General features: G+C 47.0%; 1 protein-coding gene. It reads right to left on the bottom strand.

Annotated features, from left to right (window positions below; translation table 11 throughout):
* On the bottom strand, window positions 1-585 hold a 585-nt coding region (locus tag HCB45_RS15175; RefSeq protein WP_185620456.1), incomplete at both ends, for an NFACT family protein.

The following is a 585-nucleotide window of genomic DNA, read 5'->3' as shown; positions in this document are numbered from 1 at the left end:
CCGTATCAACAAGCGTCTGCTCCAACTTCTCAATTTTCAAACGATCCCGGTCCAATTCATTGGCTAGCAAACGTTCCAAATCATGCGCAATCTGATGCACTCGGTCCCGCGTCGCCTTCCCACTATAAAATCGGTCCAATAAAGCGCTAAGCGAAGGCAACTCCGCCGTAACTTCCGTATCTGCCAATTGCATAAAATAAAAATCTTCCTTCGCATTTTTCACAAAAAGATTAGGTACGGCAGGCTTCGCGCAATCCGCCATCACACTAAAAAACGCTTTTGGCAACGTATCGCGATTTACCATACCAGCCCGCGCGATCACTTCATTTGCTAACAATGGACTAAAACCAGCCACCGCGCCAACGACTTGCTTCGCCATTTTGCCAGCATTAAAATCTAATTTTGCTAGTAACGCATCTTCTGTTACCGTCCACGGATCCAATTTGTCCGAAGAAGGCGGTAAAATATAAGGCGCACCAGGCAACAGCGTCCGGTAACTATTAAAAGCAGGCGACACGTGCTTAATACAATCCACGATCGTCTCTTTCTCACGGTCTACCAACACGATATTACTGTGCCGTCCCA

Origin of the sequence: Listeria farberi (assembly GCF_014229245.1) — a bacterium.
GTDB classification, from domain to species: Bacteria; Bacillota; Bacilli; order Lactobacillales; family Listeriaceae; genus Listeria; species Listeria farberi.
The sequence above is the reverse complement of the archived record's forward strand: the minus strand, read 5'-3'. Positions and strand labels throughout refer to the sequence as shown.